This is a genomic window from Solihabitans fulvus, from assembly GCF_008386585.1.
Taxonomy (GTDB): domain Bacteria; phylum Actinomycetota; class Actinomycetes; order Mycobacteriales; family Pseudonocardiaceae; genus Solihabitans; species Solihabitans fulvus.
In genome coordinates this window covers 1-238 of record NZ_VUOB01000452.1, presented here as the reverse complement: position 1 = coordinate 238, position 238 = coordinate 1, and the positions used below count along the sequence as shown (strand labels likewise).

The 238-nt window shown below is 67.2% G+C and carries 1 protein-coding gene; it reads left to right on the top strand.

The window, feature by feature from the left end; all coding sequences use genetic code 11:
• On the top strand, positions 1–238 hold a 238-nt coding region (locus F0L68_RS42000; protein ID WP_188317162.1), incomplete at both ends, for an MCE family protein.

Genomic DNA, 238 nt, shown 5'->3' with positions numbered 1-238 from the left:
AGTACGCGCCCGAGTACCCGTGTTTCCTCCAGGGCCTCGCCAGCTTCGCGCCGATCATCGAGAAGGCGTTCGGCAAGGGCACCGACAAGCCCGGCCTGCACATCACCATGGAGATCACCAACAACCGGGGCAACTACAAGCCGAACCAGGACGAGCCGGTGTACGGCGACAAGCGCGGCCCGCGCTGCTACGACATCACGCCGAGGCCGACCCCGTTCCCGCAGTACCCGCCGGAGGG